This window comes from Bradyrhizobium australafricanum (assembly GCF_020329495.1).
GTDB classification, from domain to species: domain Bacteria; phylum Pseudomonadota; class Alphaproteobacteria; order Rhizobiales; family Xanthobacteraceae; genus Bradyrhizobium; species Bradyrhizobium australafricanum.
The window spans coordinates 25,148-51,376 of the sequence record NZ_JAGKJL010000060.1 but is presented as its reverse complement, the minus strand read 5'-3'; the positions used below and the strand labels follow the sequence as shown (position 1 = coordinate 51,376).

Here is a 26,229-nt window from a genome sequence, read left to right as displayed (position 1 = left end):
TGATTACCGCTCAGCTGCCCGTTGCCCAATGGCACGACATGATCGGCGAGCCAACCATCGCAGATGCTATCCTCGACCGGATCATCCACAACTCCCACCGTATCGCCCTCGAAGGCGACAGCATGCGAAGGAAAAAAGCCGCGCGCCCCTTGACCGACGTCGAAAACAGCGAAACGAATATCAACTGACTTCAACAACCAGGCAACCAAAAGCCAGCGCCGCCACGCTGTCCGCGATTTAGCGAAACTGCTGTCCGTCAGTTAGCGAAACCGCTGTCCCGTTTTTGCGAAATACGCAGTTAGCTACAAGCTCCTTAGTTTGCCACTCTTCTTGGCGGAAAGAACGCGTCGAGAAGGTCGTGACAAGCCGCTTCTCCCTCCGCGGCGGATATCGTTTTTGGATCGGCAGCCCAGCCGGACCACAGACCTTCGGTAAGCTGAGTGAGCGTGATCGCAAGACGGTCGGGATTGACTTTGGCACCCCGCGCATTCGCGGCGCGCTGCATAAGGTTGGCCAAGCCACGGCGATAAGGCCGGTTCAGCTTGTGATAAATCTCGGCAAGATCAGGAGACCAACGCGACGTGCTGGCCAGAGCGACCCAGACCAGGACCCTTTCCGGCGTGAACACGGGCGCCCGAAAACTTGCGTTGACGATAGCGTGCAAGCGGTCCAGCGGATCTTGGCCGGCCGCCTCCGCCGCAGCTCTCGTCGCCAATTCAAAATCCTTGGCCACTTCCCCTACCGCGTGAAGCAACAACGCGTCCTTCCCTGGAAAATAGTGCCCGATCAGACCGCGCGAAAAGCCGGCCGCCTCGCAAATGGTCGCCACTGTCACGTCCTTGTAGCCGCGCTCCGCGATCGCCTTCATGACCGCGATCACGAACTCTTGTCGCTTTGCTTCCTGATCGGACGATCCCACCGGGCGTCCCCGCGCCCGTTTTTCCGTCTTCTGCAAACAGACGATCTCCTCTTCCCGGCTCACCGGGCATACTAAATCATCGAATTTCTTTGAATGTCCATTCAATTTCGCACCCGCGCCCATGCGAGAGCTTTTGCGCTGAAGCAAGGTGCCGGATCGCAAAAACCACGCTGGTTTTTCCCGTTAAGCTTCAGGAACGATGCAAACCATTTTCCGATATTTGGCCTTGATTAAGCTAGCATTGCCTGCATTCGCAGGAGAGAGGAGCCCGGCACTTCAGCTCTCTCTGCCAGGCCAGTACTTCGCTTTGGTTGCAATCCAGCGCTCCGCGTCGGCTTCCGTATCAAAATCTCCGATGTGAGAATCCTGCCCATTGCCTGTCTTGACTGCCACAAACCAGCGACCGTCTTTTGTCTTCTCCGGCTGAAAATGAGGCGTCTTGGTCGTCATGCCACTTATCATGCGAGTTGACGTCCAACATTCCACACGCCGCGACTGCGACGGAGACTTAGCCCATTTGGGACATGTCGATAACCTATAATCGTGGAGCCGTGATCGGAGAGCGGTGACGCTGGGTCGAGCCTGCTCTATTGGAACGTCAGAACCCTGCGGCGGTTTTGTCTGGAAACAGGGTTGGAACCGCGGACGTGGCAGACGAACTCGAATATTCGGCGCACCGACTAGTGGTCATCGAACAGCCTGGTGGCGGTTTCCTGGTCGAGATCACGCCTCTCGGGGGCGGTCAAACCGTCAGGACGATGACCTATCAGAGTACGCAGGAAGCGATTGCTGCCGCGAAGAGGACCATCGACAAGCATCCCCAAGACAGGCGATCTGTCAATCCGACCCGCTCTTGAAGCGGCTCCCGGCTCATTGAGAGCGACGCTCTTACACTCGCGAACCCGGTCGATCTCCATTTGAGGCGGGTGAGAGTTTCGTCCCTGGTTTCAGCGACGCTCACAGCATCTCGCCGATCTGTAAAAGTAGTCGATGTAGATGTCGATGCGGCTGCGGATTACAAACCTCTGCTCGGAATGAACAAACGCAACCATCACGCCATAATACGCGCCCCGCAACTGCTCGGGGGCGGCTGTCGTATTTGAATAAAACGGGAGACCGCCGCCTTTGGCTATCTTGCGCGAGCGCTGGCTTTCACGACAGCGGGTCTTTACTAAGACCTTTGGCTATCCGCGACATGCGCCGGTTTGTTCACCAGCGAGCGGCGGTCTCATTGGCCAATTAACGTCCTGGCGAGGCATCTCGTTCCCCAATTTTGATCGCAAATGGAATGAGGAGTCTAGGGCGCACAGAGCCGAAGCAAAGCATTGATCTTGCAGAGTGGCGGGCTCCACCGGCGCGGGTAGGAAATCGCTCGCGCTCGGGAACCAATTCCAAAAGTGTACTGTTGATTGATGGGGCCGATGCAAGGACCATCGCCATGAGGATCGATCATCTCGCTGCAATTGCGATAGCTGTTTGTATCGCTGGTGCCGGATTGGCGGCGGCGCATTCCGTCGCCTTACCGCTCGAAAAGCAGTCCACGCCGACCGCTACTGAATTGGCAACCCGAATAGCAGCGTCTATGGATGCTTTCGTGCCTCGTTCCGGCGGCTAAACAGCCTCAACTCAAGTGCGTCTAGCACCGCCTTCCAGCCGTATTCCTCCGGGATGGAAGTTTGCCCGCACCGCAGCATATTCGCAGCGTTCATCGAGTTCATATTTGATTTCGCCCGGCCGTCTTAGTTGACGGCCGGGCTTTGCGTCGATCACCTCAGCGATGGTCATGGCTCCCGTCAGGAAGAAGACGATCTTGGCCGTCATCCCAATAGTTTCGGTCAACTCCTCGCCTAGGCGATCATGGTCGCCGGTCGACAGCGCGTAGACCGTCCACAGGAGCCCGGCCCCCAGTAAGGCCGAGGAGGACTTATTGACCTTGAGCGGATGCTCGAGCGCTATTGCCGCATAGCAGATTGCGAACATGCCAACGAGCGCGAATGCCAAGAGTTTTCTCAGCAATGTCTAGATGGAAGGTTCGCTTTATGCGCGCCGTTGGCGGGTGGCCATGCGGCGAGATGCAGCGGAACGATAGGTAGGAACTCGGACGGCAAAGAAGGCTCCCTACTGTAAGTCCTCTCCATGGCAAGGAGCTGGTTTACATGGGCAAGGTCGTCACCGGCTGGTCGCGGATCCAGCCAAATCCGAAAGCAGCTGGACACAGTCGATGGCACGACGTCAAAGCTTACGAAGCCAGTCAGGAAACCGAAGGCTACATTGGTTGAGCTATCGTTCGTCGCCGACATCGAATATCGCGACATCACGTCAGAAGGGCCACTACCAGCCAGTTCGTTCAAGGGCCTGTCCAGGAAGTAGGAACGCAAGAAGCTCCCGCTCGTTGAAGGTTGGGAGAAGTCCGATGAGCAAGCGGATTGATGAAGCTGTAGCTGCGCGTGCCTACCAACTCTGGGAAAAGGCCGGCAAGCCCGAAGGACGAGACGAAGAGTTCTGGCACTTAGCCGAGCAAGAGTTGATCAACGAGGATAAAGGCTCTCCACTGCGTACCCCCGACACCTTGTGACCAACCCGCATTGTCCCATTTGTCACGGTCTCGGCTGGGTTTGCGAGAGCCATCCGCGCCTTGCCAGGACCGACGAACCCACCGGCTGCATGTGCGGGCGCCGGCATGCGGGGCGAATGCACAGCTCGGCGGATATCGATGCAGGGATCGAGCAGCGGATGTGAGCGAGCTACTCAATGAGACCGCGCCCAGTAAGGGCTAGCGTCGGCCTCGCTTGTTCGTCTTCTTCTTCCGCCGATTGTAGAGAGACCGGTTGATGGGCTTCAGTGAGATGCCCTCGCGCCGCGCCTTGCTGGCGATCGAGCCGGGCGGGCGCTCCATCTTCAGGCTGATGACCCCAGTGGGCGTGTTCGCTTTCGTCAGTGATCGAAGTCGCTTCACTTCCTTCTCAGTCCACGGCTGACGCGAGCGCAGCTTGTATTTTGGGTTCGATTTGCGTGGGCCCTTTCTGCCAATAGGCGAGCCCGGTCGTTTTATGCTGCTTGTGCCATGAATGTACCTCCTGTCCCCTGAACGCTCAAATCAACTCGCCAGTTGCTATAGGAACGCGACGCCTGGGTTTCCGTTAATAAGAAAGGACAAGTTGCATTCGCCAGTCGAGCCGGAATGCCGGACATGGGTTTGGCATTCGGGAGAGGAGATCCGCAAGCATATCGAAGGCGTCGGCAAGTCTGGCGGCAGCTGTCCGAAAAAGAGCGGAGACCGAGCTATGACCAGAGAGCAGGAAGTTAGCGCGGAGTGCGCAAGAGAAGCTCGCAAGCTCGCAAGCAAGCGGAGCTTCTTCCGCCAGGTCCTGTCCGAGATGCCCTGTTGGAGAAAGCTCGCCAATACGAGCTGCTTCTCCAGATTCACAACGTAGCCGGCCAAGCCAAGTAGGGCTGCGGTCGCGCATCAAAGCGACGCCAACGAGCGGCTCTGTTTGACATTGGAGAGAACCCACGAACCTGGTTCTTAATTGAAGTATTGCTCCCACCTCCAAGTTAGCTTCCAAATATCTCCGTCGACACGATCGTCAGTCAGCAATTCCAATTCGCAACGAAAACGGAGATCATATCCTCAATGGCAATAGCGCCGCCGCGCACCGACCTTTGGAGGCAGTCGATGTCATTGGCTCCATCCTCTCAAGACGCCTCAGTCGCTCAAGGCTTGCAAACCGCCGCTCAGTATGTCCGCATGTCAACTGAGCATCAGCGGTATTCGCTAGAAAACCAAGCCGCTATGATTGCGACGTTTGCGGCAGCTCGTCACATCAAGATCGTCAGAACTTATCTTGATCGAGGCCGCAGTGGCCTCCGCATTAGCAACCGACCAGCATTGTTGGCGTTAATAGACGACATCCTGACACGGAGAGCCGACTTCAATCTTGTTCTTGTGTACGACGTGACGCTAGAGCAGTCCCCCTCTCGAGGCCGATTGACCAAGCATTAACCAGGTGTTCGAAACAAGCCTCCCCGTCGCGACAATTAACACGTCGTGGGTCCAAAGAGTCATTGTCTTCCCGCAGCTTCCCGAAGGGCACTGCGAGAGCAGCGAAGCGGTAAGCAAGCGAAGTGCGCTTGGCAGCCGCCGGAGTGACGGTGCGGCGATTACTCTTGGAATTATCTGGCGCGATGATTGCGCGCGGGCGCTGTCGCGTTGACTGTCGTCGGATTCTTCTTGACCTCCCGGTGCGCACGCAACCTCCTAACCAATTGAAAAACCTAAGTTCTCGTTCTAACCATCGCCGACCAAGTTGAGCAAGTTTCAACAGGACGGCGCCAGCGAGCGGCACCATAGGCAAAGCACTGGGGCCCGCTCACTGCCCGAGCAAAGGGCTGACGATGGATAATGATCAATCGCTAGCGCCTTCTGTCAGATGTTGCCATACGCAGCGGAATCTGCTTCGACAGCGATCATTGGTTGCACGAGCCGGCAGGCCAATATTTCGAGATGGAGCTTGCGGTAAGCATGAAGGCGGTGCGGTCATCCCTGCGTTCCGGTGACCGGTCTGGCCCGAGGCCGGCGGCGCGCCGGCCTAAAGTCCCATCCACCAGCCGAGGGCGCAAGGCCGAGCCTGAAAAAACCTCTGCGATCGCAACCCCTAAGTCCGAGCGGTCGCGAGACCTCATCCTGCATTCCGCGGCCCAGCTGTTTCGCCGACAGGGATTTTCAGCCACCACCCTGCGCCAGATCGCAGCCAGGGCCAAGATCAAGGCCGGTAGCATTTACTACCATTTCGACTCCAAGGAGCAGATCCTCGACGAGGTGCTGGACCGCGGCCTCCGCCACGTGTTCGAGACCGTGAAGAACTCGGTCGAGCGTGCCGGAAAGGTATCGCACCGGCGCAAGATCGGTCTTGCGATCGAGGCCCACCTCGTCGCGCTCCTCGAGACGAGCGACTTCACTTCAGCCAACATTCGAATCTACGGGCAATTGCCGGAGCAACTGAAGAAGCCGCACCGGCCGCTGCGGCGCGCATACGCAGAATATTGGGACCAGCTCTTCATCGATGCCCGGCGCGCTGGCGAGATCCGCGCCGACATGGAGGTGGTACCATTGCGTATGTTCGTGATCGGGGCTCTCAACTGGACAATCGAATGGTTCAGGCTGGAAAACAGGGATGCCGTGCTTGAATTGGCCCGTCGCACGGAGACGCTGATCTTCGAAGGCGTCAATAAGCCCTGATCCCAATTTATCTGCCCTGCCAGACCGGCTTGCGCTTCTCTGCGAACGCTTTCGGCCCTTCGATCGCATCGAGACTGGCATAGGCTTCCTGATGCAGGCGCTCGGCCGCGACGAGGCCCTGCGCAAGCCCCAGGTCCATCGCGGCAAGCACACTCGCTTTGGCCGCCTTGACCGACAATGGCGCGCCCTCGACGATTTTCCGCGCCAGCTCAAGCGCACGTTCGCGCACGGCCTTTGGTGTATCCTCAAGCGAGTTCACGAAACCATGCTCCGCGAGCCGTTCGATCGCGATCGTCTCGCCCGTCAGAACCATCTCCATCAGCAGGGGTTGCGGCACCATCCAAAGCATCGGCACCGCCCACGGGGACCCGCGCCCCATCTTGACCTCGGTTATTCCCGCACGGGTGCCGCGTAACCCGATCCTCAAGTCACACTTCAGCGCAAGCATCATCCCGCCGGCCATCAAAGATCCCGTCATGGCAGCAATGATGGGCTTGGAGACCTTCTGCATCGCGTGCTGCATGGGATCCCGCATCAGCGTCAGGATGTCCACGCCGTCCCTCGCCCGGATTTCCGCGGCCTGCTTCAGATCCAGCCCAGCGCAGAATACCCCGCAATCCGCTGAGGTGAGGATGATCGCGCGGACGGAGGCGTCGGCTTCGACCCCGTCCCAGGCGTCAGTCAGGCCGTTCATCGCCTCAACCGAGAGCGCGTTCCTGCGTTCGGGACGGTCGATGGTAACGGTCGCGATGCCCTCTTCGACCGAATAGCTGACTTGCTCTTTTTCACCCACGATATCTTCTTCCTTGAATTCTAACATTTGTTAGAATACATCGCCGCACGCCAGATGCAAGAACATGGCGCAGCTCTTGAGGCAGGAGGAAGCAAGATGGCGTATCTCTGGACGCCCCCCGCGGAACTGGTGGAAAAGAGCAACCTGAGCGCGTTTCTTCGCGCCACGGGGCAGCCGAACTACGACACGCTGGCGGCCAAGGCCGACATCGATCCAGCCTGGCTCGCGCAGGAAGTGTTCGGGTTCTGTGACGTTCGCTTCTATCGCAAGCCCGAGAAGATCCTTGATCTTGCACGGGGCGAACCGTGGGCGCGCTGGTGCGTTGGCGGGACCACGAACATCGTCCTCAATTGCATCGACAAGCACCGCGGGACTGAAGTCTGGGACAAGACATTCCTGGCCTGGGAAGGCGAAGACAGACGCGAGCAGCGGCGACTAAGCTACGCCGAGTTCGCATCCGCTGTCGAACGGCTAGCATCGGGTCTGCGCAAGCTCGGAATCGGCAAGGGCGATGTCGTCGCGATCTACATGTCCAACCTGCCCGAAACCTTTATGGCTTTCTTTGCAATCCTGAAGATCGGGGCGATCGTGATGCCCCTGTTCTCCGGCTTCGGTCCCGACCCGATCAGGGCGCGGCTCAACCACGGTGAAGCGAAGGCCGTCATCACCGCGAACGGTACCTGGCGCCGAGGCGCGCCGGCTCCGCTGAAATCGGTTCTCGACGAGGCCCTGGAGACCGCACCAACCGTCCAGCATGTGATCGTGGCAAACCGCGGCGGGCTCGGCATCGACACCCCCATCCAGGCGGGACGCGACCACTGGTGGGATGAGATCGCCAAGGAGGAGGCAAACCTTCCGACCGTCGAGATGGACGCGGAAGATCCCGCTATCCTTCTCTACACGTCAGGTACGACCGGTGAACCAAAGGGATGCGTGTGGACGCATATAAGCTTCATCGGCTCAATGGTGACGCGGGATATGATCATCTGCGGCGACTTCAAGCCAAAGGACCTGTTTTTCTTCTTCAGCGACATGGGATGGATGGTAGGCGCGATGTGCGCCTGCATTCCAAGCTTCGCTGGCGGCAGACTCCTCGTGGCCGAGGGGACGCCCGATTATCCCGATACAGGACGCTTCTGGCGCCTGATCGCCGATCACAAGGTCACCTATCTCGGTGTTTCACCGACCATCGTGCGCGGCATGATGCGCCATGGCGAGGAGGTCGAACGGTACGATCTCTCGAGTCTGCGAATGACTGCTTCAGGCGGCGAGGCCTGGACGGAGGCACCGTGGCGATGGTTCTTCGAACACGTCTGCAAGTCAAAGATCCCAATCATCAATATCTCCGGCGGAACGGAAGTCGGCGGCTGCATCTTTACCGGCACCCCGAACCATCCAATGAACCCATGTTCGTTCTCCCGGCCGGCCCTCGGAGTCGGCGCGGATATCGTCGACATGGCGGGTAACCCTGTCCCCGACGGCGAGGTCGGCGAATTGGTGCTGCGTCATGCATCGATCGGGCTCACCAAGAGCCTTTGGAAGGGCGACCAGCGCTATCTCGAGAGCTACTGGAATACGATTCCGGGAATCTGGGTGCATGGCGACTTTGCCATGCGCGGCAAGGACGGTCTCTACTACATTCTTGGCCGCTCGGACGACACCCTCAAGATTTCGGGCAAGCGCGTCGGTCCGGCAGAGCTCGAGGGCGTGCTGACCGCAACCGGCAAGGTCGCGGAAGCTGCCGTCTTCAGCGTCCCGCATCCAGTCAAAGGTTCCGCTATCGTTTGTGCTTGCGTGCCGAGCCCTGGTGCGAAAGACCTCCGCGCGCTGTCGGAAGAGCTTGCCCAGGCCCTGGTGCACGGAATGGGCACCTCGTACCGCCCGGAAAGGGTATTGTTGGTCGATGACCTGCCGAAGACGCGCAACATGAAGATCATGCGCCGCGTGCTTCGCGCAGTCTTCGAAGACAAGGACCCCGGCGATCTGTCGGCGCTCGCCAACCCCGAGGCGATCGACCATATCCGTCAGAAGCTCAAGGGATAGCTGTCGGCCCGGATTGGCCCGGTCCAGGCGACGTCGCATGGCGTGAAGCCAGACATCAAGGCAACCACTCAGGTCGGTTGCCTTGACGGGGATCAGACGATCCTAGATCGGGCAGTCCTTGGGGAAAGCTGGCTTGCGCTTCTCAAGGTGCGAGGCCAGGCCTTCGCGGGCTTCATTGCCGGCAAAGCCGAGGATTTCGAGGGCGGTTGACGTGTCGAACAGCGGTCCGTTGACGCGAAGCCAGTTGTTCAACGCATATTTGGTCCAGCGGATCGCACTCTGTGCACCGGTGGCGAGATCCTGCGCCGTTTCCAATGCGATGCCTTGCAGCTCCGCATCTTCGACGCACAGCGAAACCAGGCCGATCCGCTCGGCTTCCTCACCCGACAGCGGCTTGCACGTGAGCAGATAGTACTTTGCCTTCGCCAGTCCGCAGAGCAGCGGCCAGATGATACAGGCGACGTCGCCAGCGGCGACACCGAGCCGGGTGTGGCCGTCCACGATCCGCGCCGATTTGCCACAGATCGACACGTCGGCAAGGATCCCGACGACGAGGCCGGCGCCCACGGCGACGCCGTTGATCGCCGAGATGATTGGCTTGTTGCAGTTGATGACGTTGTAGACGAGATCCTTGGCCTCTTTCCAGGTCGCCATCCGCGCGGCCGGATTGTCGAGCAGTGACTTGATCAACTCGAAATCGCCGCCGGCCGAGAATGCCTTGCCCGCCCCCGTGACAATCACCGCGCTGATGTCGGGATCGCTGTCGATGTCTCTCCAGATGTGAGTGAGCTGTGTATGGGTCTCGGCGTCGACGGAGTTATAGGTCTCCGGTCGGTCGAAAGTGATCCGAAGGATCCTTTCAGCCGGATAGTCGAGCTTCAACCTCGTGTAGGCCGCGTACCGATTGGACATATTGATCTTCCCGCTTTTGGCGCCTAAGAAGCGCTACCAATTATTTCTAACAGATGTTAGAATTTGTAGTCGGCCGGCGCAAGCACTGGCTCGAAACAAGAATGTCGAAAGACAGCGCTCGAGGAAACGTTGATGGAAACCGGGCTCAGTATCCAGACAGGCGGCGGATCCGGCATCGGAACCGTCGGTGCACTGTTCGAGGCCTGCGCGGAGCTTCATGCCAACAGGCCTGCGATCGAATACCGCGGCCGGCACGTGACTTATGGGGAGTTGCGCGACCGGGTCCGTCGGTTGACCGTCCTGCTTGCCGCGCGGGGCCTGCAACGCGGCGACCGGCTTGGCCTGCTGTCGCGCAACCGTCCCGAATATCTCGAGATCGAGTTGGCGGCCGCCAATCTCGGGATCATCACGGCTTGCCTTAACTGGCGGTTGTCGGAGCGCGAGCTCTCCTATTGCATCGAACTGGTGTCGCCCAAGCTGCTGCTGGTCGAGGGAGACCTCGCGGCAAGCCTTCCGCCGGCCGCCAAGGCGAATCCAGTCCTGGAGATCGGACCTCAATACGAAAGCGAACTCGCGCGAGCGGACGGGCGGGGACCCCCGTCTGTCGCCCAACCGGAAGATGGGCTCGTCATTCTCTACACCAGCGGAACGACCGGCCTGCCGAAAGGTGCCGTGATTTCGCACCGCGCGATGGTCATGCGGGCGTTGGTGTTCTCCTCCGAACTCGGTATCGCTCCGCACGACACATTCGTCGCATGGGCCCCCCTGTTCCACATGGCCTCGACCGATCATGCGCTCGCCACCCTGCTGCGCGGCGGAATTGTCGTTGTGATCGACGGCTTCCAGCTTGAACCGCTGCTGACGGCCGTTTCCCAACACGACATCGGCTGGCTGGTCCTCATTCCCGGCATGGTAGAGGCTCTTATCGATGGTCTGAAAGCGCAACGCATCAAGGTGAAGGGAGTGCGGGTGTGCGGAGCCATGGCGGATCTGGTCGCCCCGCACGCCATTGCCGAGGTCACCGAAATGCTCGGCGCCCCCTATCTCAACAGCTTCGGCTCGACCGAGACCGGCCTGCCGCCGGCGACGCGCGCGCTGATTGCGCCAGGCGATGTGCCGGCCAGCCTGTCCAAGCGGCAAAATGCGTTCTGCCAGATCAAGCTGGTGGACACCTCCGACAACGAGGTCGCGCTCGGCGAGCCCGGCGAGTTGGCCATCCGCAGCCTGACACTATTCTCCGGCTATTGGCGCGCGGACGAGACTAACACGCGCGACTTCCGCGGCGGCTGGTTTCACATGGGCGACGTGTTCAGGCGCAACACCGACGGATCGCTCGATTTCGTCGACCGCGCCAAATACCTGATCAAGTCGGGCGGCGAGAATATCTATCCCGCCGAAATCGAACGCGTCCTGCTAGGCGACGATCGGATCGCGGAAGTCGCAGTCGTCCGCGCTGCTGACCCAAGGTGGGGGGAGGCCCCCGTCGCTTTTGTCGCGTGCAGCGAAGGAGCTGCAGTGACGGAAGCTGAGCTCACCGAACTGTGCCGACGCGAGCTGGCGAGCTACAAGCGGCCACGCGAATTCCGCTTCATTGCCTTGGGTGAATTCCCTCGCTCGACAAGTGGCAAGGTCCAGCGCCACGAACTCGAGCGCCTGCTGAAAGCCTCCACATGAGCGACACCAGCCTGAGAGGAAAGGTTGCCGTCATCGGCATCGGATTGTCGGCGGTCGGCAAGGTGCCAGGCCGCAGTCCGCTCTCGCTTGCGGCAGAGGCCGCGGCAAACGCACTCGCCGACGCCGGCCTCGCCAAGAGCCAGGTGGATGGCGTGCTGTCGAGCCATGCCTTCGCCTCCCCGTTCCATCGCTTCAGCGTTGCCTTCAGCGAATATTTTGGAATCTGTCCGACCTTCTCAAACACGTTGCAGGTGTCCGGCGCCACGGCGGCGACGATGTTCAGCATTGGTGCGGCCGCCGTTCACGGCGGCCTCGCCAAGGTGGTGCTGCTGGTCGCAGCCGACAGCCTGATGACGGGGCTGACGCCGGATCTGGCGCTGCGTTCGCTCACCGAAAGCCGGGATCAGCAATACGAGATGCCGTTCGGCATTCCGGTTGCCAACACCTTCGCAATGACCGCGCACCGGCATATGAGGGAGTTCGGCACCACGCCCGAGCAGCTGGCGGAGGTCGCCGTCGTGCACAGGCGTCACGCGGTGCGGACCCCCGGCGCGCAGCAGACGGCGCCGATCACCGCAGCGGACGTGCTGAATTCGCCCATGGTCACCACGCCCTATCACAAGCTCGACTGTTCGCTGATTTCGGACGGCGGCGCGGCATTTGTCCTCACGTCGGCCGAACATGCGAAGGCCCTCGGGATCGAGAAGCCGATTGTCGTCCTCGGTTGCGGCGAATGCTACACCCACGAGCACATCTTCCTGATGCCGTCCCTGACCACGACCGGTGCCGTCGAATCCAGCCGCCGGGCCTATGCGATGGCCGGCTACCAGCCGCGCGATATCGATGTCGCCGGCATCTATGACTGCTTCACAGGCACCGTGGTGATGATGCTTGAGGACCTCGGCTTCTGCCCGAAGGGTGAAGGCGGCCCGTTCGTCGCCGACGGACAAATGAGCTACGGCGGCCAAATACCCTCCAACACCCATGGCGGCCTGCTGTCATTCGCGCATTCCGGAATGCCTGGCGCCCTGTTTCACTTCCATGAGGTCATCGCGCAGCTGCGCGGCCAATGCGGTGAGCGGCAGGTCGACGGCGCCGCGCTTGGGCTGGTGCACAGCCTCGGAGCGGGATTCGCCACCAATGCCACGACCATTCTGGGCACTGAGGGAACGCTGTGATGGCATCCGAGAATTCCACTCGAAAGCCCCTGCCCGCGCCGGATGCCGATACGACCGCATTCTGGCATGGCTTGCGACAAGGCAAGCTCCTGCTGCAGCACTGCCGCCGATGCCGCAACGTGCAGTACTACCAGCAAACCACATGTCGCGAATGCGGCGGCGATGAGCTCGTGCACAGGCCCGCGACCGGCCGCGGCAAGGTGCACTCCTTCAGCGTGGTCTATCGGGCTCCCGGCCCCGCATTCAAGGCGGATGTCCCCTATGCCGTGTTGCTCGTCGAACTCGATGAAGGGCCGCGCATGATCAGCACCCTGACGGGGAGCGATCCGGCGGACGTCACCTTCGACATGGAGGTCGAGCTCGCATTCGACCAGGTCTCTGACGACATAACTCTGCCGCGCTTCCGGAAAGCCTGAGGGATCCGCATGAGTTCTGCTTGCATCCGCGCGCGATCGATTCTAACAGTTGTTAGAATTTTGCAGCACCTCGATTTTGTGGCGCTCGCACCGCCGACCCACCGGTCGATTTACACCAGCGGCAGGTCACCGACGGGCTTGCCGCGCAGCCGCCAGGACCACCCGCAATGGCAATCATGAAATCGGATGTCGTCACCTCGACCGAGGACTACGCCCGCAACCGCAGCGCCTACGCCGAACGCGTTGCGGATCTCAGGCGGCGCCGGGCCACGGCAGCACTGGGCGGTCCGGAACGGGCACGCAAGCTTCACAAGGAACGCGATCAGCTGCTGCCGCGCGAGCGGATCGCGGCGCTGATCGATCCCGGATCACCGTTCCTCGAATTCTGTCAGCTGGCTGGCGACGGCCTGTACGAAGGCGTGCCGCCCGGCGGCAGCATCATTACCGGCGTTGGAATGATCTCCGATCGTCCCTGCATGATCATCGCCAACGAGCCCACCGTAAAGGGCGGCACCTATTATGGTATCACCTGCAAGAAGCATGTTCGTGCGCAGCGCTTCGCCTGGCAGCACCGCCTGCCCTGCGTGACCCTGGTCCAATCCGGCGGCGCCAACCTGCCCGACCAGCCCAATATCTTCCCTGACGATGGCCAGTTTGGCTCGATCTTCTACAACCAGGTCAGGATGTCGGCTGAAGGCATCCCGCAAATTGCGGTGGTGCACGGTCCCTCTACCGCAGGCGGCGCCTACATTCCCGCGTTGAGCGATGAGACCGTCATCATCAGAAACCAGGGCGCCATGTTCCTAGGCGGACCGCAGCTGGTCTATGCGGCGACCCGCGAAGAGGTCGGCATCGAGGCACTCGGCGGCGGCGAGATGCATAGCCGAGTGAGCGGTGTCACTGACCATCTCGCCGAGAACGACGCCCATGCAATTGCCATCACGCGCGAGATCGTCGCCAGTCTCGGCGAGATCCCCCGGCAAACCCGGACCGTCGCCCCGGTGCGCGAGCCACACTTCGACCCCAACGAGATCTACGGCCTGATCAGTTCGGATCCGCGCATTCCCACCAATAATCGCGATGTCCTTGCGCGTCTCGTCGACGGCAGTGAATTCCATGAGTTCAAGCCGCTCTATGGCGATACGCTGGTGACCGGCTTTGCGCGAATCATGGGCCTCGAGATCGGCATTCTCTGCAACAACGGCGTGCTGTTCTCCGAAAGCGCGCTGAAAGCGACGCACTTTATCGAGCTGTGCTGCAAGCGCGACATCCCGCTGCTGTTCATGGCGGATGTCACGGGCTTCATGGTTGGCCGTGAAGCCGAGGAAGGCGGCATCACCAAGAACGGCGCAAAAATGATCACGGCAATGGCAAGCGCCAATGTCCCGAAATACACGCTCATCATGGGTAATGCCTACGGCGCGGGATACCTCGCGATGTGCGGCCGGGCGTTCCGGCCAAATGCCATGATGATGTGGCCAAATGCCCGTTCCGCCATCATGGGTCCCGACCAGGCCGCGACCACGCTCGCGATGGTTCGCGACGAGGTGCACAAACGCGAGGGCACGAGTTGGACGGACGCCGAGCGCGAGGCCTACATGGCGCCGACCCGGCGAACGTTCGAGGATTTCGCCAATGCCTACAATTTCGCCCGCAACACCTGGTGCGACATGGTGATCGATCCGCTCGAAACTCGCAGCGTGATGGCGCTGTTGCTTGACCTCGCCGGGCGCGTCCCGCGTCAGCACACCGATTTCGGCGTGTTCCGGATGTAGACGAAGGGGCCCGCCATGTTCAGGAAAATTCTGATTGCCAATCGAGGCGAAATCGCCTGCCGAATCGCCCGCACCTGCCAACGGCTCGGCGTTGCGGTCTCCACCGTGCACTCCACCGCAGATGCCGACGCCTTGCACGTCAGGGTTATCGGTGAATCCATCGGGATCGGCGGCGCACCGGCATCGGAAAGCTATCTGCGGATCGATGCCGTCATCGCCGCCGCGAAAACCACCGGCGCGGAGGCGATCCATCCTGGCTTCGGCTTCCTGGCCGAAAACACCGACTTTGCCCGCGCGGTCGAAGCAGCCGGACTGGTATTCATCGGACCGACGCCGGATACCATTGAACGGCTGGGCGACAAGGCATCCGCGAAGCGGGAAGCCGTCGCCGCCGGCGTCCCCATGGTACCCGGAAGCGATGCTGCGAGCGAGGATCGCCTCGAAGTCGAACGCATCGTCCGCCGGCTCGCACTGCCGGTCATGCTCAAGGCCGCGGCCGGCGGCGGCGGCAAGGGAATGCGGGCGATCTCGACCTACGACGGACTTGCCGACGAAATCGAGTCCGCGATGCGTGAGGCAAGGAATGCTTTCGGCGACGCAGGGCTGATCGTCGAAAAACTGATCCTGCAAGGCAGGCACATCGAGGTGCAAATCGCAGGTGACGGCGACGGCAACGTGATCCACCTGTTCGAACGTGAATGCACGCTGCAGCGTCGCCACCAGAAGCTGATCGAGGAAGCGCCAGCCGCCAACCTGGCTTCCGCCTTACGCCAGCGTATCCTCGACGACGCCGTCCGGCTCGGACGCAGGCTCAGATATCGTGGCGTCGGCACGGTCGAATTCATCGTCACCGGCACCGACTACTATTTCCTGGAGGTCAATCCCCGGCTCCAGGTCGAGCATCCCGTAACCGAAATGGTTACCGGCATCGACATCGTCGAGGCTATGCTCCGCATCGCCGCTGGCGAAGGCCTGCCTATGAAGCAGGGCGAAGTGTTGTGCCAGGGTCACGCGATCGAGGCGCGCATCTGCGCCGAAGATCCGAATGACAGCTTCATGCCATCCACTGGAGAGCTCGCCCATGTCAGGTTCCCGTCCAGCGGCATTCGGGTCGAGACTGGCGTCGAAAGCGGGTCGATCGTTACGCCCTATTACGATTCGATGCTCGCCAAGCTGATTGCTCATGCCGCCTCCCGCGATCAGGCGCTCGACCAACTTGATCGCGCGCTCGGCGAAACCTCGATCTTCGGTGTTGTCACCAACCGGGATTTTCTCCGTCGATTGATCGCCTTGCCCGCGACCCGCGCCGCGACTTTTCATACCCGTCTGATCGACGAACGGATCGATGCGCTTGCGGCCACCGCTGGCGACGTTGACCCGGAGGCGCTGGCGGTTGGTGCGTATTTCTGGATGATGCGCCAGCGCGCGGCCGCTTCCAGCAACCCCTGGCAGTCCAACAGTCTAACCGGCTGGCAGATGGCGGCAGCCGATGACGGCTTGTCACCGATCCCCATTCTCCACCTCGAGGCCGCAGGCGACAGTGCGGAGATCCGCTTTGCGCCCTTGCAGCCGGATGGCTCGCTGCTGATCGGTGTCGACGATGACAGGATTCGGGTGCAGCTTTCGCCGCTTGCCGACGACATGTTCGCCGCCGCAGTCAACGCGCGCTGCGAGACCGTGCGGATCGTACAGAACGAACAGGCGATCTTCGTGCACGATCCGCGCCGCGCCCATACCATGACCGCGATCCCCTACCTCAGATACATCAGCACCGACGCCGAGATCAGCGGCGAACTGCGCGCCCCGATGACCGGCGTGGTGTTGAAGATCAACGTCACGGTCGGTGGCCGCGTGAAGGCAGGCGATCCGACCGTTGTCATGGAATCCATGAAGATGGAACTGCGCATTGCCAGCGAGGTGGACGGCGTCGTGACCGCCGTCCACTTCAAACCCGGCGACACCGTCGAGCGAAACGCCGTCGTCGCCGTCGTCGAGCCTGACCTCATCCCGCAGTAGCCACCTCCTCACGAACCCTTCAGGAACGCACATGTTACGATTGGGAAGTGTAAATTATGATGTTCAGGGCAACATCGCGATCCTGACGCTCGACGAACCCAACAAGCTGAACGCACTGACCAGCGGCATTCGCATAGGCATCCGTGAAGGACTACAGCGGGCCGACCAGGACGATGCAGTACGTGTCAGCGTCATCACCGGCGCCGGTGGCAAGGCATTCTGCGCTGGCGCCGATATCGGCACCTTCGAATTCGATCCGGAGAAAGCGCGCGCGTTCTTCATCGACGCCATGGAGGTCCTGAGCGCTCCCGAACGGGCCCTCAAGCCGGTGATCGCCGCGGTCAACGGAATAGCCTATGGCGGTGGATTTGAGCTCGCCATTGCATCCGACTTCATCCTGGCGGCGGAGAGCGCTCGCTTTGCCGTACCCGAGATCAAGCTCGGGCTGCTGCCCGGCTTCGCTATCGTTCGGCTTCAGGACATCGTCGGGCGCGCAAAAGCCAAGGAGATGAGCATGCTCGGCGAGCCCGTCGACGCCGCGGAAGCAAGTCGTCTTGGGCTCGTGTCGCGCGTCGTTCCCGACGAACGTCTTCTCGCCAACGCAATCGCGTTCGCGCAACGCATCGCCTCACAGCCCCGCCTTGCCGTGCAGATGGCCAAGTCCTTTTACAATCGCGGTCTTGGCGGCAACGAGATGCGCCATGCGATCGATGGGTTTCCGTTCCTGCTGATGCACGCCGATGCACGCGAAGGCATCGATGCATTCCGGGAAAAGCGCGAGCCGCGATTCGATAAGACGTAGCTGTAACGGCTGCGTTCGGCCCGACCACATCGTCGCGCAGACATCTGGGCGGCCGACCATTCCACTGTCCGATAAAAAAATGAGGGAGAACACGTGAAGAGGAATTTCCTGGCCCTGGCCATCCTGGTTGCGACAGCGTCGACCGCCTCCGCCCAAATCTCGAATGACGTGGTCCGGATTGGCGTGCTGACCGACCTGTCAAGCTGGGGACGCGACAACAGCGGTCCCGGCTCGGTCGAGGCAGCAAAAATGGCCGTTGAGGAATTCGGCCCGACAGTACTCGGAAAGCCGATCGAAATCGTCAGCGCCGACCACCAGATGAAGACCGACGTCGGCCTGCAGATCGTTCGCGACTGGTTCGACAACGGCAAGGTCGACGCGGTAGCGGACATTCCGAACTCGGGTATTGCGATCGCCGTTCACAACATGGTGCGGGAGCGCAACAAGATCGCGCTGCTGTCCGGCCCGGGCGCGAGCTCCCTGACCGACGAATTGTGCAGCCCCAACACCGTACATTTTTCTTACGATACCTACGCGCTGTCCAAAGTGACGGCGTCGGCTGTCATCAAGGAGGGTGGCAAGTCCTGGTTTTTTGTCACCGCCGACTACGCGTTCGGCCAGCAACTTGAGAAAGACGCGACGCGCTTCATCAAGGAGCTGGACGGCAAGGTCCTCGGCAACGTGCGGCATCCGACCAACACCGCCGACTTCTCGTCATTTGTACTGCAGGCGCAAAACTCCAAGGCGGATGTTGTGGCCTTTGCCAATGCTGGCCAGGACACCGACAACGCCATCAAGCAATCCGGTGAATTCGGCCTGGTTCAGGCCGGCCAGAAGCTTGTTGGCCTGCTGATGTTCGATACCGACGTGCACGCTGTCGGCCTGCAGGCCGCACAAGGCACTTACATGACGACGGCCTCCTACTGGAACATGGATGACAAGACCCGCGCCTGGTCAAAGAGGTTCTTCGCCCGGACCAACGTCATGCCGACCATGATTCACACCGGCGTCTACGGCTCCGTGCTGCACTATCTCAAGGCGATCAAGGCCGCCGGAACAGATGATCCCGCCGCGGTCATGGCCAAGATGCGCGAACTTCCGGTCGAGGACACATTCGTACATGGCGCCAGGCTGCGCGAGGACGGGCGGGTGATCCGTGACATGTACCTGGCGCGCGTAAAGAAGCCATCAGATTCCAAGGAGCCGTGGGACTATCTCGAGATCGTCAAGACAATCCGAGGTGAAGACGCGTATCGGCCTGTCAGCGAATCGAAGTGCGCGCTTCTCAAGAAGTGAAACGACCTGATCGGCGCAAAGAGCGAGCGAAGGCCACTGCTTGGCCGGGCGGCTTTTGGGAAACAAGTAAGGCAAATCATTGCCGAACATCAGAAGGACGATCAGTTCGTGACCACAGCACCATCTCCAATCGAACTCGTCGTTGCCGACAGGATCGGGACGATTTGGCTGAACCGGCCGTTGCGAGGCAATGGGGTCGAGCTCGGGCTGGCGACTGCGCTCAGGGCAGCTGCCTTCGACCTCGAAGGTGACGCCAGCGTCAAGGTCGTCGTCATCCGAGGCCGCGGAGCAAATTTCTCGGTCGGCGGAGACCTACGAGCTTTCTCCGCTGCCGGCGCCACCTTCCCGCGGCTTGCAATGGACATCATCACTGCTTTCCACGACGCACTCGTTTCACTGAGACGCTCAGGAAAGCCGGCTATCGCCGCGGTGCACGGGGCTTGCGCCGGCGGAGCAATGTCCCTGGCGTTGGCCTGTGATTTCGTTCTAGCCGCCGACACGGCGCATTTTTCAGTGGCCTACCGGCGGCTGGGCGTTCCCGCCGATGGCGGCATGAGTCACTCGCTGACGCGCCTCGCGGGGCCAAGACGAGCGCTAGAGTTGATGCTCCTCTCTGACCGCATAAGCGCAAGCGAGGCACTGTCGCGCGGATTGATCACGAGAGTATGTGCAGAGCAGGAGCTCGAGGCCGAGCTGACCCGAATGGCGCGGGCGCTAGCCGATAACTCGCCCGCCGCAAGCCGTGCGGTGAAAGCCCTGGTCTGGAGCGCCGATACCGCAACGTTCGACGAACAACTGTCGGCCGAGCTAGCTTCATTCGTCGACTGCGCCTCCTCGGCGGACTTTCGCGAGGGCATGAAGGCGTTCAACGATAGGCGGCCGCCGATATTCGCAGGAGAGTGAGAAAATGGGATCCCTGGACGGTAAGGTCGTTTTCATTACAGGCGCGAGCCGCGGCATAGGCCGGGAGATTGCGCTCAAATTCGCATCGGAAGGAGCGCGAGTTGCGCTCGCGGCCAAATCGAGCGAGCCCCATCCAACTCTTCCCGGAACTATCCATACAGTGGCCGAGGACATTCGTAAGCTCGGTACCGCCGCCCTTCCCCTCCGTGTCGATGTACGCGACGCCGATGCGCTCGCAAACGCCATCGAAAGGACGGTTCAGGAATTCGGCGGGTTGGACATCCTCGTGAACAATGCCAGCGCCATCAGTCCGACCGGCCTGCTCGATACTCCGGCCAAAAAGTTCGATTTGCTGAGTGCCGTGAACGGCAGGGCGACCTACATCTGTGCCTATCATGCTGTACCGCACCTGAAGCGGTCGTCAAATCCCCACGTTCTCACCTTGTCACCGCCACTGCCGAAGTCGGCAATCTGGCTCGGCAAGTATCCGGCGTACGCCACCTCGAAGTACAGCATGACGATGTACACTCTGGCGCTGGCCGAGGAATTTCGATCGTTTGGAATTGCCGCTAATGCTCTTTGGCCAAAGACCATGATTGCGACCGACGCCGTGCGTGTGCACTACCAGTCGGATTATCGCCGCAGCCGCTCGCCTTCAATCATGGCCGATGCGGCACACTTCATCGTTACGCAAGACAGTCGCGCATTTTCGGGCAAGACCTTGATCGACGAGGAGGTTTTGCGTGCGCGGGGTGTCGACGACCTGTCGGTCTATGCAATAGATCCTGCCAGCCAGCTAGCGCCAGACATCTTGATCGAATGACTGCAGCAACGATCAGGGAAAGCTTCTCGGCAGGGAAGCATCGAGGTGTACTGGGACTTACCCGGCTGCAGGAATGGTTTCCGAATGAATACCGCCAGCGCGCGCATCGCCATTGTTGTGAATCCAGCCTTGCCGCTTGGGTTGATTGCGAACACAGTTGCGGCCTTGAGCATCGGTATCGGCGCCGCAGAGCCGGACCTCGGAGGAAACCTCTTGACCGACGGTAACGGGCTCACCGTCTGGACCAGTGCAAACCGTCCGGTACCAATTCTGCAAGCCACGCCCGAAGCGCTGTCCGTACTGCTGACGCGCGCGCAGCCATTGGCAAGCGGCGCCGTTTTGGTCCCCTTTCCTCAATTCGCCAGGGGACTCCACCGCTTTGAGGACTATCTCGCCGAATTTCCGCTGCGCGCGCTCTCGAACGAGACGATTGACGGCTTGGGCTTCTACGGGCCCGAGAAATGGGTTCGGTCGCTGACCGGCAATTTGAAGCTCTTGCGCTGAAGATAACGCCCCGTCGTGAACCTGAGGACTGACCTCATCATGAGCATGGTCGTGTACCCTTACGCCATGGCGCCATCCCCGCTCAAGCATAGCTGCGAGGTGCTCTCGTTGGGAGATTAAGACTTTCAGCCCTCGTGAGCCACGTTTGAAGCTCACCGGGAAGCCCTCGAGTGCGAGCGTCCGGCTACCTCAAGGGGAGCCGTGTGACATTAGAGCTTCTGGATTTCGGCTGGTGGTCGGCCGGCCCGCAGGCCTTCCCGAGCCGAAGCTGTCCTCATCACGGTGGAAAAGCTTTTGCGCTCGTCAGCCAGGCCTTCGGCCAACGGACGGTCGAGAGCTGACCGGGTAAGGCGCTTGGCAAAGGCCAGGCCTTCGGCACTTCGGCCCGATAGCTCAGCGCCGATCTCAAGAGAACGCGCGAGCGGATCGGCGACGACCTCATGCACAATTCCGATTTCGTGCGCGCGCTGTCCCGTCACTGTCAGGCCACGAAGGATCATCTCGAGCGCCCTGGCCTCTCCAACGATCCTGGGCAAACGCTGTGTACCGCCACCACCCGGAAAGATGCCGATGCGCGTTTCCGGAAGCCCGATCGCCGTAACACTGCTCCCGGCGATGCGCAGGTCGCATGCCAGCGAAAGCTCGAAGCCACCTCCCATGCACAGGCCATTGATTGCCGCAATGACCGGCTTGTCGACGGCTGCAATCGCATCCGTCAGCGCGTGGAAACCAGGTGGCCGAGGACCAGGCGACGACGGGGCGCGAGACGCTCCGCGCTCAATCGCATCAGCGGCCTCGGAGAGTTCCGCAACGTCGTAGTGACGGATGAAGATGCCTGGTAGGCCCCCTGTAATGACAATGACCCGGACCGATAGGGCCATCCCTGCAGCGGCTACCGCATCGAACATCTCAGCCGCCCCGACGGCCGTCATGGTGCCGAATGGGGCGTTAGCATAGGTGATGACACGGATCGCGTCGTGATCCTGGATGGAAACAAGGCGCATAGCCTACTCTCACTGCAACCGCTCGCCGGACAATCACGCGTTGGCGCTGCACCGCTCAGAATGCGCCCGGCTCCCGCACCGATCAAGCCTCGGCGCGCTAAGATTGCCATTGCAGCCGCGCGGTTCATTCTTAAAATCCTGCCCCCCCGGCATACGTTTCGGACGGGCCTGTACAGCGGAGTAGACGTTATGCCCAAGCCGGAAAGCTTCCCAATCGAGAAGATCTACGTTCCCGTGAAAAGAAGGAAGGCAATCAAGCCTCAAGTCGTCGAGGAGATCGCTGGAAGCATTCTGGAAATCGGACAACAAACCCCCATTCTCGTCAGGCCCGACGAAGACCGCTTCGTTCTGGTCGAGGGACTACAGCGGCTCGAAGCTTGCAAGGCGCTTGGAGAGACGACGGTTGTGGGCATCGTGGTCTCGGCGGAGGATGCTCAGCAAAGGACGCTCTTGTCCGAGGGACCCGAAGCAGATGCGGAACGCGACAAGATGGCGCGATTGAAAAAGCTGCGTCTCGAGAAGGAAGCTGCAGAAAGTTCGAGTGCTGCCTTGAACCGGACGGATAAGCAGCGAGCCGGCTCGGCAAGGGGCGCGGGCGAGAACCCGAGAACATCGCCAAGCCGGACCTCAGCGCCGACGCCGAAAAAGACGTTGTCGGATTGGATCGCCCAGCAGAAGCGCGACGGTGGCCGTTATTGATTGCCCGCCTTCGGTCCTGCATCCAACGTCATCTAGCTGGCGATGGATTTTTCTTGATCTCTCGCTGCTCAAGCGATCTTCTAAGTCACAGCAATACTTGAACTTTCGCCCCATCCATCCTGCGCTCGTTTGAGCCAGCTTAAGCCAAGAGAAATAACGTCGACACACCGGGTCCGGCTCGTCTGCGTCTGGATTATTCTTGCCAATCCACAAAACTTGTTAGCCGGTCGAGTGACCGTCCACCCGGTCAGCGCCTTGCTTCAGCCGCCATTGCAGCAACGAAAAGGATGGATCGGACTCCGGGTGATGTTCGAAGACTCCTCCAACCTCAGTTCCGATGACCACGGTCTGGCGCGGATCGCCCAGCAGATTACCCACCATGCGCACGCCACCGGCGTGTGGTAGCTCGACGAGCAGCGCGAGATACGGGCCGTGCTGCTTTAGCGCCGGGTGTGACGGATGCCACACGCGTTCCCAACTGTAGATGCGGCCGGTCGGCTCGACGTCCGTCCACCTAAGGTCAAAGGAATGACAATTGTGGCAAATCCATTCAGGCCCGAACTGCCAGGAACGGCAGCGGGCGCAGCGTTGCACCAGCAGGCGGTTTTCCCGCAGGCCCATCCAATACGGCGCCGAAAGCCCATCTGGGTCACTGACCGGAATGGGCAACCCGGCAGGAAGATAGTGCGCACGTGAAGACCCACTCATAGCGTCGCCTCTGAACCCAGAATGAGGTTGCTGGCCGGCGTCACCATCGGGCCGCCGATCACCAGCGCCACATCATTTCGTCGAGCCTGGCTCGCCGACGCGCCACGCACCTGACGAACCGCTTCAAGCACCAGCTCAAAGCCGTGCATGTAGCATTCGGCAAGGTTGCCGCCACTGGTGTTGAGCGGGAGCCTCCCGGATGGAGCGATCAAATTGTCGAAGGTCAGGAAGTCGTTGGCCTTCTCGGGCCTGAAGAAGCCGTGCTCCGCCAGCGCCATCACGACACCGCCGGTGAAGTTCTCGTACGCCTGGACCACACCGACATCTGACGGCCCTACCCCGGCCATGCGGTACAGATCGGATGCAACGGTGCCGAAGTTCGCGGTGGCGTAGAGCGGCGCATTGTGCGCCGTTGCCGCCGCACGATGTCCGGATCCGAAGGCCGCACCGAGCAGATAGGCCGGCTTGTGCCGGAAGTCGCTGGCGCGCTCTGCCGATACCAGCACCAATGCCGCTGCGCCGTCATTTTCCATGCAGCAATCGTAAAGATGGAAGGGCTCCACGATCCAGCGCGAGGCATCGTACTTCTCGATATCCAGCGGCTTGCCTCGCATCACCGCGCGCGGGTTGGCCTGGGCATGATGATAGGAGGCGAGCGCAATCGCGCGCAAAGCCTCCTGTCGCACGCCATGCTCGTGCATGTAGCGTTGCACCCGCATGGCAAAGCGCTGCGGGGGAGCCAGCACCCCATAGGGCATCAGATAGGACCGTTCGCCCGAAACGGTGTGAATCCCGGCTGCCTGTCCGAAACGGCCATATTGGCCCTGCGCCAATGAGCGGAACACCACGACACAATCGGCAAGGCCCGCGACGATCGAGGCGGCCGCATTGGCAACCGCCGCGCTGCAACCGCCGCCGCCCCCGCCCCATTGCATGGTCGCGGAGCGCAGTCGATGCGTACCCAGCGCCGCAGCCAGCCGTGACGCCTCGCTGCGATCGTCGCTGTAGGACGAGAAGCCATCGATCTCGCGGGGATCGAGCCCGGCATCCTCGCAAGCCGTGAGGATCGCCTTCAACGCGAGCTTGAATTCCGGATCGGGAGAAGCGCCATGACGATAATATTCGGTTTCACCGATCCCGATCACGGCCACACGGCCCCGCAGCGTCCGCTCGTCTCGCGCGCGCCCGGTCACGGTTTGGCATCCTGTCGCGAAGCCTCGCTGCCGAAGGCTCCGCCTCCGGCAAGGCGCGCGATCTCCGTCTTGTCGTAGCCGAGCAACTCAAGCAGCACATTCTCGGTGTGCTGCCCAACTGCCGGTGCCGCAACGGGATCCACGATCGGTGTCCGCGAATACCGGATCGGCAGGTTCACGTTCGGCACCCACCCCACCGTCTCATGCGGGATCCGGGTGACGATCCCGCGCTCCCTCGCCTCGGGCGAACGGATCGCCTCGCCGACGGTGCGCAGCTGGCCGCAGGGCACGCCGGCCGCCCGCATCCGCGACTGCCAGTGCGACCAGGGCTGCCGGGCAAAGGCATCGCCGAGGATCGCGAACAACTCCTCGCGCCGGCGGATTCGATCGGGGCCGGTTGCATAGATTTCGGCCCCCGCGAGATCCTCGCGCTCGAGAACCTGCGCCGTCAGGCGCTGGAAGATCTTGTCGTTGCCGCAGTTGATATAGAAGGAGCAATCGCTGGCCTGGAACACACCCGACGGACACGTGTCCGGGCTGGTGTTGCCGCTTCGCCTCGGATCGGCACCGCTAAAGAGCGACTGCGTGGTCGCGTAGCCGGTCATCAGGACGGCGTTCTCGAACAATGACACCTCGATGGCCTGGCCGTGCCCGCTGCGCTCGCGCGCCAACAGGGCGCCAAGGATCGCATTGCTGGCCATCATCGCAGTGCTGATGTCCATCACCGGCGACAAAGCCCGCACGCCTTCGCGGTCGGCATAGCCGTTCATCGACACGAAGCCGCTCTCGACCTGCGCGATCGGATCAAAGCCAAGCCGGTCCGAAAATGCCCCGTCGCGGCCATAGGCCGACACCGAGCAGTAGATGATCTCGGGTTTGATCTTGCGGCAGCTCTCGTAGTCGAGCCCCAGCCGTGCCATCACGCTCGCAGAAAAATTCTCGACAAGGACGTCCGCCGTCGCGATCAGCTCGCGCGCGATCTTCAGGCCCTCCAGGGATTTGAGATCGAGGGCGACGCTGCGCTTGTTCCGGTTGGTCCACAGGAACGGCGCACCGTGCCTGAGATCGGGATGCACCGGGGGATAACGGCGCAGATCGTCGCCGCGGCCCGGCGCTTCGATCTTGATCACCTCGGCCCCCATGTCGGCGAGGATCATGGTGGCAAACGGCCCCGCGATGAAATGCGAGAAATCGATCACCCGGATCCCCTCGAGCGCTCTTGGCGCGCCGGCGGGACGAGGCGTGTGCTCGGGGAAGTCGGCTTCAAGCTGATCCAGCATCGGGATATCCGTCAATTTGAGCAGTGTTGATCCAAGGATCGCGGCCGTCGTC

27 protein-coding genes are annotated in these 26,229 nt (G+C 61.1%); 18 read left to right on the top strand and 9 right to left on the bottom strand.

Translation table 11 applies throughout. From position 1 onward, the window contains the following. On the top strand, positions 1-188 hold a 188-nt coding region (locus J6525_RS36525; protein ID WP_225648267.1), incomplete at its 5' end, for an ATP-binding protein. Between the two features lie 125 nt (positions 189-313). On the opposite strand, the gene J6525_RS36520 is transcribed toward J6525_RS36525, so the two are convergent. Together J6525_RS36520 and J6525_RS36515 are read right to left on the bottom strand one after the other, a co-directional pair. Then, positions 314-1,066 (bottom strand): TetR family transcriptional regulator C-terminal domain-containing protein, encoded by a 753-nt coding sequence (locus J6525_RS36520; RefSeq protein ID WP_225648266.1) that lies wholly within the window; start codon positions 1,064-1,066, stop codon positions 314-316. 129 nt (positions 1,067-1,195) lie between these two features. Continuing rightward, positions 1,196-1,369 carry a hypothetical protein gene (locus J6525_RS36515; protein WP_225648265.1) on the bottom strand — a complete coding sequence of 58 codons (174 nt, stop codon included), beginning with the start codon at positions 1,367-1,369 and terminating at the stop codon, positions 1,196-1,198. 197 nt (positions 1,370-1,566) lie between these two features. Here J6525_RS36515 and J6525_RS36510 point away from each other — a divergent pair, with 197 nt between their 5' ends. Continuing rightward, positions 1,567-1,776 carry a hypothetical protein gene (locus J6525_RS36510; protein WP_225648264.1) on the top strand — a complete coding sequence of 70 codons (210 nt, stop codon included), beginning with the start codon at positions 1,567-1,569 and terminating at the stop codon, positions 1,774-1,776. 769 nt (positions 1,777-2,545) lie between these two features. Here J6525_RS36510 and J6525_RS36505 read toward each other — a convergent pair. Beyond that, positions 2,546-2,920, bottom strand: a complete 375-nt coding sequence (locus J6525_RS36505; protein WP_225648263.1) for a hypothetical protein — start codon at positions 2,918-2,920, stop codon at positions 2,546-2,548. A 155-nt stretch (positions 2,921-3,075) separates the two neighbouring features. On the opposite strand from J6525_RS36505, the gene J6525_RS47070 reads away from it, so the two are divergent. From J6525_RS47070 to J6525_RS36490, 4 genes are all read left to right on the top strand, one after another. Continuing rightward, positions 3,076-3,198, top strand: coding sequence for a hypothetical protein (locus J6525_RS47070; protein WP_283848663.1), 123 nt, complete (start codon positions 3,076-3,078; stop codon positions 3,196-3,198). A gap of 134 nt (positions 3,199-3,332) precedes the next feature. Next, complete coding sequence (locus J6525_RS36500) at positions 3,333-3,494, top strand: DUF2934 domain-containing protein (RefSeq protein WP_225648262.1); 162 nt, start codon at positions 3,333-3,335, stop codon at positions 3,492-3,494. A 1,059-nt stretch (positions 3,495-4,553) separates the two neighbouring features. Continuing rightward, positions 4,554-4,922: a recombinase family protein gene (locus J6525_RS47065; protein ID WP_312010025.1), complete on the top strand. Its 369-nt coding sequence runs from the start codon at positions 4,554-4,556 to the stop codon at positions 4,920-4,922. Positions 4,923-5,393: 471 nt separating this feature from the next. Continuing rightward, entirely contained in the window at positions 5,394-6,158 is a 765-nt protein-coding gene (locus J6525_RS36490) for a TetR/AcrR family transcriptional regulator (protein ID WP_225648260.1), read from the top strand. A gap of 7 nt (positions 6,159-6,165) precedes the next feature. Here the strand turns inward: J6525_RS36490 and J6525_RS36485 are convergent, their stop codons facing one another. Beyond that, the gene (locus J6525_RS36485; protein WP_225648259.1) at positions 6,166-6,978 is read right to left on the bottom strand and encodes an enoyl-CoA hydratase/isomerase family protein; all 813 of its coding nucleotides are present in this window, start codon (positions 6,976-6,978) and stop codon (positions 6,166-6,168) included. Between the two features lie 69 nt (positions 6,979-7,047). Between J6525_RS36485 and J6525_RS36480 the strand changes: the two genes are divergently transcribed. Then, the gene (locus J6525_RS36480) at positions 7,048-8,994 is read left to right on the top strand and encodes an AMP-binding protein (RefSeq protein ID WP_225648258.1); all 1,947 of its coding nucleotides are present in this window, start codon (positions 7,048-7,050) and stop codon (positions 8,992-8,994) included. A gap of 102 nt (positions 8,995-9,096) precedes the next feature. On the opposite strand, the gene J6525_RS36475 is transcribed toward J6525_RS36480, so the two are convergent. Then, positions 9,097-9,906: an enoyl-CoA hydratase/isomerase family protein gene (locus J6525_RS36475; RefSeq protein WP_057017228.1), complete on the bottom strand. Its 810-nt coding sequence runs from the start codon at positions 9,904-9,906 to the stop codon at positions 9,097-9,099. A gap of 132 nt (positions 9,907-10,038) precedes the next feature. Between J6525_RS36475 and J6525_RS36470 the strand changes: the two genes are divergently transcribed. The 10 genes from J6525_RS36470 (at position 10,039) to J6525_RS36425 (ending at position 21,293) form a co-directional block, all read left to right on the top strand. After that, positions 10,039-11,580: a class I adenylate-forming enzyme family protein gene (locus tag J6525_RS36470; RefSeq protein WP_225648257.1), complete on the top strand. Its 1,542-nt coding sequence runs from the start codon at positions 10,039-10,041 to the stop codon at positions 11,578-11,580. After that, on the top strand, positions 11,577-12,758 hold the full coding sequence (locus tag J6525_RS36465) for a thiolase C-terminal domain-containing protein (RefSeq protein ID WP_225648256.1): 1,182 nt from the start codon (positions 11,577-11,579) through the stop codon (positions 12,756-12,758). Before J6525_RS36470 ends, J6525_RS36465 begins: the two co-directional genes overlap by 4 nt. Beyond that, positions 12,758-13,174 carry a Zn-ribbon domain-containing OB-fold protein gene (locus tag J6525_RS36460; protein WP_225648255.1) on the top strand — a complete coding sequence of 139 codons (417 nt, stop codon included), beginning with the start codon at positions 12,758-12,760 and terminating at the stop codon, positions 13,172-13,174. The genes J6525_RS36465 and J6525_RS36460 overlap by 1 nt, the downstream gene beginning before the upstream one ends. A 167-nt stretch (positions 13,175-13,341) precedes the next feature. Next, positions 13,342-14,949, top strand: coding sequence for a carboxyl transferase domain-containing protein (locus J6525_RS36455; RefSeq protein WP_225648254.1), 1,608 nt, complete (start codon positions 13,342-13,344; stop codon positions 14,947-14,949). Positions 14,950-14,964: 15 nt separating this feature from the next. Next, positions 14,965-16,965 (top strand): ATP-binding protein, encoded by a 2,001-nt coding sequence (locus tag J6525_RS36450; protein WP_225648253.1) that lies wholly within the window; start codon positions 14,965-14,967, stop codon positions 16,963-16,965. Between the two features lie 31 nt (positions 16,966-16,996). Then, positions 16,997-17,767, top strand: a complete 771-nt coding sequence (locus J6525_RS36445) for an enoyl-CoA hydratase/isomerase family protein (protein ID WP_225648252.1) — start codon at positions 16,997-16,999, stop codon at positions 17,765-17,767. Positions 17,768-17,860: 93 nt separating this feature from the next. Further along, complete coding sequence (locus J6525_RS36440; RefSeq protein ID WP_225648251.1) at positions 17,861-19,063, top strand: ABC transporter substrate-binding protein; 1,203 nt, start codon at positions 17,861-17,863, stop codon at positions 19,061-19,063. Between the two features lie 108 nt (positions 19,064-19,171). Next, positions 19,172-19,966, top strand: coding sequence for an enoyl-CoA hydratase/isomerase family protein (locus J6525_RS36435; protein WP_225648250.1), 795 nt, complete (start codon positions 19,172-19,174; stop codon positions 19,964-19,966). A gap of 4 nt (positions 19,967-19,970) precedes the next feature. Next, positions 19,971-20,789 (top strand): SDR family oxidoreductase, encoded by an 819-nt coding sequence (locus J6525_RS36430; protein ID WP_225648249.1) that lies wholly within the window; start codon positions 19,971-19,973, stop codon positions 20,787-20,789. An 84-nt stretch (positions 20,790-20,873) separates the two neighbouring features. Further along, positions 20,874-21,293, top strand: coding sequence for a DUF2000 domain-containing protein (locus tag J6525_RS36425; protein ID WP_057017218.1), 420 nt, complete (start codon positions 20,874-20,876; stop codon positions 21,291-21,293). 209 nt (positions 21,294-21,502) lie between these two features. On the opposite strand, the gene J6525_RS36420 is transcribed toward J6525_RS36425, so the two are convergent. Further along, entirely contained in the window at positions 21,503-22,297 is a 795-nt protein-coding gene (locus J6525_RS36420; RefSeq protein ID WP_225648248.1) for an enoyl-CoA hydratase/isomerase family protein, read from the bottom strand. 189 nt (positions 22,298-22,486) lie between these two features. On the opposite strand from J6525_RS36420, the gene J6525_RS36415 reads away from it, so the two are divergent. Continuing rightward, positions 22,487-22,996, top strand: a complete 510-nt coding sequence (locus J6525_RS36415) for a ParB N-terminal domain-containing protein (RefSeq protein ID WP_225648247.1) — start codon at positions 22,487-22,489, stop codon at positions 22,994-22,996. Between the two features lie 219 nt (positions 22,997-23,215). Here the strand turns inward: J6525_RS36415 and J6525_RS36410 are convergent, their stop codons facing one another. From J6525_RS36410 to J6525_RS36400, 3 genes are all read right to left on the bottom strand, one after another. Beyond that, complete coding sequence (locus J6525_RS36410) at positions 23,216-23,617, bottom strand: Zn-ribbon domain-containing OB-fold protein (RefSeq protein WP_225648246.1); 402 nt, start codon at positions 23,615-23,617, stop codon at positions 23,216-23,218. An 83-nt stretch (positions 23,618-23,700) separates the two neighbouring features. Next, positions 23,701-24,897, bottom strand: coding sequence for a thiolase C-terminal domain-containing protein (locus J6525_RS36405; protein ID WP_225648245.1), 1,197 nt, complete (start codon positions 24,895-24,897; stop codon positions 23,701-23,703). Beyond that, positions 24,894-26,177: a CaiB/BaiF CoA transferase family protein gene (locus tag J6525_RS36400; protein ID WP_057017215.1), complete on the bottom strand. Its 1,284-nt coding sequence runs from the start codon at positions 26,175-26,177 to the stop codon at positions 24,894-24,896. Before J6525_RS36400 ends, J6525_RS36405 begins: the two co-directional genes overlap by 4 nt. Positions 26,178-26,229 lie beyond the last annotated feature (52 nt).

Bases quoted from the DNA above. Each gene is read 5' to 3' on its own strand.
- J6525_RS47070 (WP_283848663.1), top strand. From the start codon at position 3,076: ATGGGCAAGGTCGTCACCGGCTGGTCGCGGATCCAGCCAAATCCGAAA.
- J6525_RS36415 (WP_225648247.1), top strand. From the start codon at position 22,487: ATGCCCAAGCCGGAAAGCTTCCCAATCGAGAAGATCTACGTTCCCGTG.
- J6525_RS36450 (WP_225648253.1), top strand. From the start codon at position 14,965: ATGTTCAGGAAAATTCTGATTGCCAATCGAGGCGAAATCGCCTGCCGA.
- J6525_RS36500 (WP_225648262.1), top strand. From the start codon at position 3,333: ATGAGCAAGCGGATTGATGAAGCTGTAGCTGCGCGTGCCTACCAACTC.
- J6525_RS36420 (WP_225648248.1), bottom strand. From the start codon at position 22,297: ATGCGCCTTGTTTCCATCCAGGATCACGACGCGATCCGTGTCATCACC.
- J6525_RS36445 (WP_225648252.1), top strand. From the start codon at position 16,997: ATGTTACGATTGGGAAGTGTAAATTATGATGTTCAGGGCAACATCGCG.
- J6525_RS36480 (WP_225648258.1), top strand. From the start codon at position 7,048: ATGGCGTATCTCTGGACGCCCCCCGCGGAACTGGTGGAAAAGAGCAAC.
- J6525_RS47065 (WP_312010025.1), top strand. From the start codon at position 4,554: ATGGCAATAGCGCCGCCGCGCACCGACCTTTGGAGGCAGTCGATGTCA.
- J6525_RS36465 (WP_225648256.1), top strand. From the start codon at position 11,577: ATGAGCGACACCAGCCTGAGAGGAAAGGTTGCCGTCATCGGCATCGGA.
- J6525_RS36455 (WP_225648254.1), top strand. From the start codon at position 13,342: ATGGCAATCATGAAATCGGATGTCGTCACCTCGACCGAGGACTACGCC.
- J6525_RS36400 (WP_057017215.1), bottom strand. From the start codon at position 26,177: ATGCTGGATCAGCTTGAAGCCGACTTCCCCGAGCACACGCCTCGTCCC.
- J6525_RS36485 (WP_225648259.1), bottom strand. From the start codon at position 6,978: ATGTTAGAATTCAAGGAAGAAGATATCGTGGGTGAAAAAGAGCAAGTC.
- J6525_RS36460 (WP_225648255.1), top strand. From the start codon at position 12,758: ATGGCATCCGAGAATTCCACTCGAAAGCCCCTGCCCGCGCCGGATGCC.
- J6525_RS36425 (WP_057017218.1), top strand. From the start codon at position 20,874: ATGAATACCGCCAGCGCGCGCATCGCCATTGTTGTGAATCCAGCCTTG.
- J6525_RS36410 (WP_225648246.1), bottom strand. From the start codon at position 23,617: ATGGGCCTGCGGGAAAACCGCCTGCTGGTGCAACGCTGCGCCCGCTGC.
- J6525_RS36470 (WP_225648257.1), top strand. From the start codon at position 10,039: ATGGAAACCGGGCTCAGTATCCAGACAGGCGGCGGATCCGGCATCGGA.
- J6525_RS36475 (WP_057017228.1), bottom strand. From the start codon at position 9,906: ATGTCCAATCGGTACGCGGCCTACACGAGGTTGAAGCTCGACTATCCG.
- J6525_RS36430 (WP_225648249.1), top strand. From the start codon at position 19,971: ATGGGATCCCTGGACGGTAAGGTCGTTTTCATTACAGGCGCGAGCCGC.
- J6525_RS36515 (WP_225648265.1), bottom strand. From the start codon at position 1,369: ATGACGACCAAGACGCCTCATTTTCAGCCGGAGAAGACAAAAGACGGT.